A 1,318-nucleotide genomic window follows, 5' to 3' on the forward strand; every position below is an offset into this window, starting at 1 on the left:
GCTTTTTGCTTAGTTGTCGCAAACTCTTTTAATCCATCAACCGTGAAAAGATAAGCTTTGAAAGGTTCTTCACTAAAATAGTCGGTTAGGCTACTTTCTGGCAAGTAAATTTTCCCAACTTCAAAGTTATCTGAGTAGATGTAATAGTTTAAATTGCCATTTTCAAGCAACAAGTTGGCGCCTGCGACAGAAGGTGCATCTTTAAAAACTACCATTTTAAGACCTCTCAAATACAATCAAACCTCGAGTGTTTTTCGGCACTTGTCCTTTATCCACAACTTGTATAGATAAGAACTGTCCAGTTGATTGATCTTGTACTTTTCCGATATTTTGCAACAATGGACCTAGCGTTGCAATCTGTGCATAAGAATTAAGCTCAGCACGTCTTACGACGTCTCTTGGTACTGTAAAGTTTTGTAAAGCTCGCTCTAGCCCAAGAATATCCGACATACTATGAAAGTGTGAGAAATTAGCTTTTCCGTTAAGCTTAGCCTCGAGTCCTGATATATCATTTGTTGAATGCGTGTGACTTTTGTTTGCGAAGTTTGCATTAGCGTCTTCTTGTTTCAAGTATTCACGTTTGACGTTTTCAACTTCAGATTTTTCAGCAAGTTTTTCTAGTTCCTGTTTTTTTGCATATTCTGACAAATCAACATCTTTTGCTTTGATTTGAGCAATCTGTTCAGGCGTTAAGTCTTCAAACTTTAGTGAGTCGCCTTTTTCGCCTTGTGGCCCCGTTTTCCCCGTTGGCCCCGGTTCGCCACGCTGTCCTTTTGATCCAGGAGGGCCTTGCGGCCCCGTCTCTCCTCTCGGCCCTCGTTCGCCTGTCTTTCCTGTTAGACCTTGTGGCCCTCGTTCTCCAGCGGGTCCTGTTTCTCCTCGCGGGCCTTGTTCACCTTTGGGTCCGATATATTTAAGTGCACTAAACCGGCTGTGACCATCGCCAAACTTGGCAAAGCTAGTGTCTGTCTCGAAACCAATCTCCCCCTCAAGCAAGATAACATCACTGCGAGCCCATTCTTCAGCGGTCATGCGCTTAAACTGAACTCTTAGTGGTATATTTTCGACCATTAATTACCTCCTCCATCTAAATTTATTTGTGGCTTTTCTGACCACTCCCCTGTAATAATTGCATTATTAGCATCCGCAATTTCTTTATACTCCATATCAAGAGCTATTTCCTTCGCCTCTGACGCATTTAAATCTATCTGCTTAGATTTATACCAATCACCAGTTAAAACTCCTGAGAAAGAGAATGGATAGGTCTGAATAACATTGCTATCTTTATCCAAAACAAAAGTCTCTGATTCCATTTTTG

2 protein-coding genes and 1 pseudogene are annotated in these 1,318 nt (G+C 41.6%); all 3 read right to left on the reverse strand.

The features are described from left to right. Window positions 1-215, reverse strand: a 215-nt coding sequence (locus AKK44_RS08205; RefSeq protein WP_152911093.1) for a hypothetical protein, incomplete at its 3' end; no start/stop codon positions are given. A 1-nt stretch (window position 216) separates the two neighbouring features. Next, on the reverse strand, window positions 217-1,071 hold the full coding sequence (locus AKK44_RS09445) for a hyaluronate lyase N-terminal domain-containing protein (RefSeq protein WP_054279277.1): 855 nt from the start codon (window positions 1,069-1,071) through the stop codon (window positions 217-219). Beyond that, window positions 1,071-1,318: pseudogene (locus tag AKK44_RS09040) on the reverse strand (phage tail spike protein); the annotation flags it as partial. The gene AKK44_RS09445 and the pseudogene AKK44_RS09040, both read right to left, overlap by 1 nt.

The organism is Streptococcus phocae (genome assembly GCF_001302265.1).
Classification (GTDB): domain Bacteria; phylum Bacillota; class Bacilli; order Lactobacillales; family Streptococcaceae; genus Streptococcus; species Streptococcus phocae.